The organism is Streptomyces brasiliensis (assembly GCF_014647875.1).
In the GTDB taxonomy this organism is placed as follows: Bacteria; Actinomycetota; Actinomycetes; order Streptomycetales; family Streptomycetaceae; genus Streptomyces; species Streptomyces brasiliensis.
In genome coordinates this window covers 20,698-27,529 of sequence record NZ_BMQA01000078.1, presented here as the reverse complement: position 1 = coordinate 27,529, position 6,832 = coordinate 20,698, and the positions used below count along the sequence as shown (strand labels likewise).

Here is a 6,832-nt window from a genome sequence, read left to right as displayed (position 1 = left end):
CGAGCATGCGTGCCCCGGTGGTCAGGACTGCTTCCAGATTGCGTGCTGCGTCGGCTCTCATCCCTCAAGAGTAACGTCAATGCGGAGGATGAAAGCTATATAGCCTCCGTGGTGTGCATGTAACGATAGGAAGTGCTACATTGAAGTGGCAGTTGGACGGCGCGTCCGAACGAACTGAACCGACAGCATCGGAAGAGAGAAAGCACATGATCACCTACGACCGGCTTTTCATCGGGGGTTCCTGGGTCGAGCCGAGCAACCCGGAGCTGCTCGACATCGTCTCGCCGCACGACCAGTCGGTGGTCGCCCGCGCCGCACAGGCGCAGCCGGCGGACATCGACCGCGCGGTTGCCGCGGCACGGGCGTCGTTCGAGGCGGGTGTGTGGCGCCTGACCCCGCCGGCCGAGCGGATCGCCCTCCTGCGTCGGTTCAACGCGCTGCGCGAGGAGAACGCGGAGAAGATCGCGCACCTGATCTCGCTGGAGAACGGTTCGGCCGGCTGGTTCACCCGTGCCGGACAGCCTGGCCTGTCCCGGCAGGCGAACGCCTACCTGAAGGCGGCGGAGGAGTTCGGGTGGGAGGAGACGCTGGTGCCGTCCGACCCGGCGGCCCCGGTGCGCAGCGTGGTGCGCCGTGAGGCGGTCGGCGTCGTGGCCGCGGTGATCCCGTGGAACTCGCCGTTCTCCTCGGCCACTTCGAAGATCATCCCCGCTCTGGTCACCGGCAACTCCGTGGTCCTCAAGGTGTCCCCGGAGAACTCGCTGAGCATGGGTTTCCTGGCGGAGCTGCTGGAGCAGGTGGGCCTGCCCGAGGGCGTGATCAGTGTCCTGCCCGCCGACCGGGAGACCAGCGAGTACCTGGTGTCGCACAAGGAGATCGACAAGATCGCTTTCACGGGCTCGACGCGGGCCGGCCGCCGTATCGCCTCGCTCGCGGGCGAGCAGCTCAAGCGGGTCAGCCTGGAGCTGGGCGGCAAGTCCGCCGCGATCATCCTCCCGGACGCCGACATCGAGAAGGCCGTCGCGGGCGTGAAGTTCGGCTCCCTGCTCAACAACGGCGAGTCGTGCATCGCGCAGACCAGGATCCTGGCCCCGCGCAGTCGGTACGAGGAGGTCGTGGCCGCACTGAAGGAGCTGGTGGAGTCGCTGAAGGTGGGCGACCCCAACGACCCCGACACCTTCATCGGCCCGATGATCCGCCCGGACCAGCAGGAGCGCGTGCGCAACTACATCCAGCTCGGCATCGACGAAGGCGCCCGGCTGGTCACCGGAGGTCCGCACATCCCCGAGGGCCTGGAGAAGGGCAACTACGTCACGCCCACCGTGTTCGCCGACGTCGACAACTCCATGCGGATCGCGCAGGAGGAGATCTTCGGCCCGGTCCTGGTGGTCATCGCCTACGACGACGAGGACGACGCCGTGCGCATCGCCAACGACTCCGAGTACGGCCTCTCCGGCGGCGTGTGGTCCGCTGACGAGGGCCACGCCCTGGAGGTCGCCCGTCGCGTCCGCACCGGCACCATCACGGTCAACGGCGCTTCCGTCGCCTTCGACGGCCCGTTCGGCGGATTCAAGGCCAGCGGCATCGGCCGCGAGTACGGCGCGGTCGGCATCGGCACCTACACCGAGTACAAGACCATCACCGTCTGAACGGAGGTCCGCCCGGGTCGGTCGCCGGGCGTCATCTCTCCCCGACCGCACAACAAGAAGTTCGTCGACGGCGTCAGGTGGTTCGACCGCCTGCCGCCGTCGCGGTGCTCCTGCCGGCCACGGCCGCCTCTCGAGCTCGACGGCCTCACAAGGTCGCACCGGGTCCGTGCCCCGTCGCATCAGAAGTGGCCGAGCGGCCGGACCCGGCGAACATCCGTCGCCGAATCCGGCCGCTCGATACTGCCCGCGCGGCGCGCGTGCCGCGGGCCGAGCGGTCGGCGTCGGCGGCGATCTGCGGGCTGCACCCGGACCGGGCCGCCATCGGCCGTGAGCCGGTCACCTGTCCTTGGGGAATACAAAAGGGGAACAGGCACTCATCATGAGCGATCGGGCCCTTGAAGGTGACCGGCAGCCGGTGCCGTCACTCACCATGACCAGCCGCGAACTCGCTGCCGAAATGCGGAGCCGGTACAGCTCCCAACCGGCAGCACAGGACTACCTCGACGGCTTCACTCGCTCGCTCAGCAGAAGCCGGGATTCATGCCCCGATGAGCACTCACGATGGCCCCTCACCTGCACGGATCAGGGCTCAGGCGGGGGGCTGTCGGCGTCGGCTGAACGTTTTCAGCCGGCCTTGACAGGATCCTCACCACTGGCTCGGCTTCAGCGTCGCGGGGAGACCTGACTCGCCCTGCGGACGGCCGATCAGCGGATGAGGTGAACGTAGGCGACAACGTTCACCTCAACCACGACATCGCGCCCGCGGGCGCTGGAAGCGATGAATTTGGCCGCGGATCGCAGTCTCAGCACTGTAACCAACCGGTTTGGAGTGGAGATGGGCATGCTGAATCAGGTGGCCGACGGCGTCTGGGTCCGGCAGAGCGATTGGGTCTGGAGCAATTCCGTCGCGGTACGTGGGGAGGACGGGTTGATCCTGATCGATCCCGGCATCGATGGCGCCGAGTTGGACCAACTCGCCGATGCCGTGGACCAGCTCGGCATCCCGGTGGTCGCCGGGTTCTCCACCCATCCCCACTGGGACCACCTGCTCTGGCATCCCCGGTTCGGCGACGTACCGCGCTACGCCACCCCCGCAGCCGCCCACGTGGCCGGTGAAGCCCGAGAGCGGGCGCAGGCGATGGCGGCGGAGAGCGCGTCAGGCATCCCTCTCGAGCCGATCGGGCTCGTCACCCCGGTGCCCGAGGACGGCGGACCCGTGCCGGGCGAGATCATCGAGCATCAGGCGCACGCTGTCGGCCACGCCGCGATCCTCCTCGCAGACCGTGGCGTCCTGCTCGCCGGCGACATGCTCTCCGACGTACTGATCCCGCTCTTCGACTTTCGCCAAGACGATCAGGTGGGCGCCAACGAGACGGCACTCGACCGGCTGGATGCGGCCGCCGGCCACGTCGATGTCGTGGTCCCCGGCCACGGCGCCGTTGCCGAGGGTCCCCAGGTGGCGGCCCGCCTCGCCGCCGATCATGCGTACATCGACGCGCTCCGGCGAGGAGAGGAACCGGCCGACGCGCGCCTGGGGCCGCATGCGGACTGGCTCTCCGGCCCCCACCGGTCGAACCTGGAGCAGGCGCGAGGGCGGTAGGGCCTTCTGATGGCTCGGGGGTCCCTGGCGGGTCTGCCGGATCGACAGCCTGACCAAGCTGGTCCGAGGCGGCGCTGGTAGCGGCTGTGGCGCCGCCTCGACGGTGTCCCGCAGTCCGGGCACGCCACCTGTACCGACTCCGAGGTTCTGGCCACGATGCGTAACAACCCCCGCTCGGGGCTCACTTGCTCCACGAGCACCCCGCCCAGGTGCGGCAGCACGGTCTGCAGCAGCTCCCCACACTCGGCGAGTGTCACGCCGCTTGTGTGCGACATCCCGTGAGTTCCCCTGAGCCCGGCTGAATCCCCAACCCCGTGGCGTGGCCAGGGGATTCTTTCTTCTTCGGGTGCTCTGCGACTCTGTGACGCAACTTCGGGATTCTCGAAGCGTTCTCACTGTGTCTGTCCGACTGGTCATCGGTCGGGGTGAAGGTGAGGGGGCTCACTGGATCAGCGCCGCGATGCGGGGCCAGGACGCGACCCTGGAGAGACTCCGCGTCGACCGGCAACTCGACGAAGCATTGGTCCGGGGTCCCGATCCGCTGCATCTCGCCGAGGTCTTCGGGCTCGATGAGAAGACCGCGATCCGCTACGCGAACTCCGCTCGCGCTCTCATGGAACGGTCCCCGGAAACTGACCCCGCGACTTCCCCACGAACCTACGGATCAACTCCTTGACACTGAGGCACCGGACCCTCGGGTCCATGCCCAACAGCCTCCAGTTGCGCGAACTCACGGAGGCGAGGAGGTCAGCGGGTGGGTGGGACGAACTCGGGCTGGTCGAGCAGACGCAGCCAGCTTCCATCAGGCTGGCGCCGGACGACCTGCGCCCGGGCACCGGCCCCGTCCTTCGGCGGGGTCGAGGTGAGGGCGATGTCGCCGCTGATCAGCGTCGGCAGCGGTTGTTCCGGCTCGAAACGGGGACGGTTGGCCAGCACCTTCTCCCACAGCGCACGGATCGCCTCCCGGCCCACAGTCTGGGCTCCTGGCGGGTAGGCCATCACCGCCCCCTCTTCGTAAAGTGCGGCGACCCCCGCCGCGTCACCGGCGTTGGATCGTTCGACGAACAAGCGGGTGATGTCCTCGGGCCGCATGGCCTTCTCGTACTCCGGCATGAATTCCTCCCGACGTCGGGCTTCGGCGCTTCCCAGCGTGGCCGCCCAGCGATCAGAAGTCCAACAGATGGATCTACTAGAAGCTAGAATCTGCAGTCATGGAGTTGCGGCAGCTGGAATACTTCGTCGCGGTCGCCGAGGAGCAGAACTTCACCCGGGCAGCCGAGCGGGTGCACATCAGCCAGTCGGGCGTCAGCGCCCAGATCCGCCAGCTGGAACGGGAACTCGGTGCCGAGCTGTTCGACCGGTCGGCGCGCACCGTCACCCTCACTGTCGCGGGAAAGGCCGCACTCGAACACGCCCGCGCCGCACTCGCCGCTGCTGAGGCAGTCGGCCAGGCGGTGGGCGAGGTGACCGACCTGATCCGGGGTCGGCTCACCGTCGGGATGGTCACCGGCTGCACCCTCACCCCGCTGTTCGACGCCCTCGCCGCGTTCCACCAGGCACATCCCGGTGTGGAGATCTCACTGCTGGAGGACAGCTCCGACCGGCTCGTCGAGGGGGTGCGCACCGGCGCCGTCGACCTGGCGCTCATCGGGGCCGCAACCGCCACCCCCGACGGGCTGGACGCGCTGACCATCATCAGCGAGCGGCTCGTCGCGGCAGTCCCGGCCGAGCACCCCTTGGCGAAACAGCAGCGGGTCACCCTGCGCGACCTGATCGCCCACCCGATCGTGTGCATGCCGCCCGGCACCGGCCTGCGCACGGCATTCGACCAGGCCTGCGCCGCACAAAGCCTCCAACCCGCGATCACTCTGCAAGCCAGCGCCCCGGACGCCATTGCCGACCTCGCCGCCCGGGGGCTCGCCGTCGCCATCCTCAGCGATTCCATGGCCGCGCACCACCGCGACCGGCTCACCCCCCGCACCATCGATGACGTCGATACACCCGCGTTGCTCGCCCTGATCTGGAAGAGCACGCACAGCCCAGGGATGCGTGAGCTGCTCGTGCACAGCCGGCAAGCATTCACCAAGCCCGACCCCGTGACTTCCCCGCGAACCCACGGGTCCACCCCTGACATCAGGGCGACAGACCCTTGAGTTCCCGCCGAAGTGCCTTCAGTTTTCGCGAACTTGCGGGCCTCTACGGCCTCGGGACTGGTGGGCTCGCATGTTGAGGTGTCGCGTATTCTCCGGCGATCTCCGGCTCGGTCACGGTGAGTCGTCCTTGGCGTCGTGGCCTGGTGCGTAGGGCGAGATCGTCCAGCACACCGTTGTCCGGCCTTCGCGACCAGGCTGCAGCGTCACGGGATCCACCTGCCCGAAGCGTGGCGAGGGCGTTCAGCTGCGACTGGAGTTCCTGGGTGAGCGTCGAGCACCTCGCGTGCCCGGTGCGGATGTCGGCGGTCGGGGTGTCCGGCGCGAGGACGAGCGGGACCGGGGTGCCGGGCCGAGCACGGCTGGCCGGGCCCCCAGCCAGCGGGGGTCGGCACGCGCAGGAGCGTGGCGAGCCGGGGCACCTTGGTGAAGCGGCCGGTGTGATAGGTGCCGGCGACCGCGCCGGAGCGCGAACGGCACGGCGAGCCGGGCTCGGCCCGGCAACGGGGGCAGGCGTGGCGCTCGACGTCGTCGGCCTCGCTCGGGGACGCTTCTTGAGGGACCGTCATGCCTCCGTCCGCCGTCACAAACGATTCCCAGAAGTGCCCCGAACCCACCTTTGAGTGAGAACGAGTTCTGCGAACCGAACCGGCGGTTCGCGATCACCGGCCGCCATCTTTGATCTTGCTCGGGCAAAGAGCCGTTTGTGAGAGTAGCCGTACGTGCAGCTCTGGCCCTTCCCCGTCCCTGGGGAAGATCATCACTGGATGCTCTCCTACCGACCACGCCCACCCGCCACGTCGTGTACGGCGTCCATCCGCCCGTAGCCGGGCCGGTCTCGGTGGAGTGAGCTGCCTGTGTGGACCGCGTCCATGGTGGTGTCGTGCAGAGGGCTGACGACCTGTGTGCTGACGTGCTGGTAGATCACGCTGCTGCGGAAGTTGACGATCTCTCGGCGCTGACTGAAGCGGTCCATGAGGAATGTGTGCAGCTGGTCGACGTCCGGTACGGCCACGTGGACGAGGAAGTCGTCGCTGCCCGCGATGACGAACACGGAGAGGACCTCGGGCAGGGCGCTGACGTACGCCTTGAAGCCTTCGATGACGTCCCTGCTGAGCGGGCGCACCTGGATCGACAGCAGCGCCTGGACAGGGCGGTTGAGTGCGCGCAGGTTGACCGCCGCATGGAAGCCTGTGATCACTCCGCGCTTGCGCAGCGCGCGCGTGCGCTCCAGGCAGGTGGACGGGGCGATGCCCAACAAGCGGGCCAGCTCCCTGTTGGTGATCCGTGCATCGCGCTGCAGATGTTCCAGGATCAGCGAATCAAGTTCGTCCATGACCGCCATTCTCATCCTTCAGACGAATTACCTTCGGCACTTCTCCTGAACTGTGATTGATCGCTCTACGTTCGCCTTCGTCAGCCGAACAACGAGT

At 68.0% G+C, this 6,832-nt stretch carries 5 protein-coding genes and 1 pseudogene; 3 read left to right on the top strand and 3 right to left on the bottom strand.

What is annotated here, in order from left to right; translation table 11 throughout:
• Positions 1–206: 206 nt before the first annotated feature.
• The gene (locus tag IEZ19_RS43710; RefSeq protein ID WP_189316959.1) at positions 207–1,649 is read left to right on the top strand and encodes an aldehyde dehydrogenase; all 1,443 of its coding nucleotides are present in this window, start codon (positions 207–209) and stop codon (positions 1,647–1,649) included.
• Between the two features lie 778 nt (positions 1,650–2,427).
• A complete protein-coding gene (locus tag IEZ19_RS43705) occupies positions 2,428–3,249 on the top strand; it encodes an MBL fold metallo-hydrolase (RefSeq protein ID WP_229841542.1) in 822 nt (273 codons plus the stop codon).
• A gap of 747 nt (positions 3,250–3,996) precedes the next feature.
• Here the strand turns inward: IEZ19_RS43705 and IEZ19_RS43700 are convergent.
• Complete coding sequence (locus IEZ19_RS43700) at positions 3,997–4,362, bottom strand: YybH family protein (RefSeq protein WP_189316958.1); 366 nt, start codon at positions 4,360–4,362, stop codon at positions 3,997–3,999.
• A gap of 98 nt (positions 4,363–4,460) precedes the next feature.
• Between IEZ19_RS43700 and IEZ19_RS43695 the strand changes: the two genes are divergently transcribed.
• Positions 4,461–5,402, top strand: coding sequence for a LysR family transcriptional regulator (locus tag IEZ19_RS43695; RefSeq protein WP_189316957.1), 942 nt, complete (start codon positions 4,461–4,463; stop codon positions 5,400–5,402).
• Positions 5,403–5,605: 203 nt separating this feature from the next.
• Here the strand turns inward: IEZ19_RS43695 and IEZ19_RS54310 are convergent, their stop codons facing one another.
• Both IEZ19_RS54310 and IEZ19_RS43690 read right to left on the bottom strand, forming a co-directional pair.
• Positions 5,606–5,968 carry a zinc finger domain-containing protein gene (locus IEZ19_RS54310; RefSeq protein WP_444545207.1) on the bottom strand — a complete coding sequence of 121 codons (363 nt, stop codon included), beginning with the start codon at positions 5,966–5,968 and terminating at the stop codon, positions 5,606–5,608.
• Positions 5,969–6,285: 317 nt separating this feature from the next.
• Positions 6,286–6,735: pseudogene (locus tag IEZ19_RS43690) on the bottom strand (Lrp/AsnC family transcriptional regulator); the annotation flags it as partial.
• Positions 6,736–6,832: the final 97 nt, after the last annotated feature.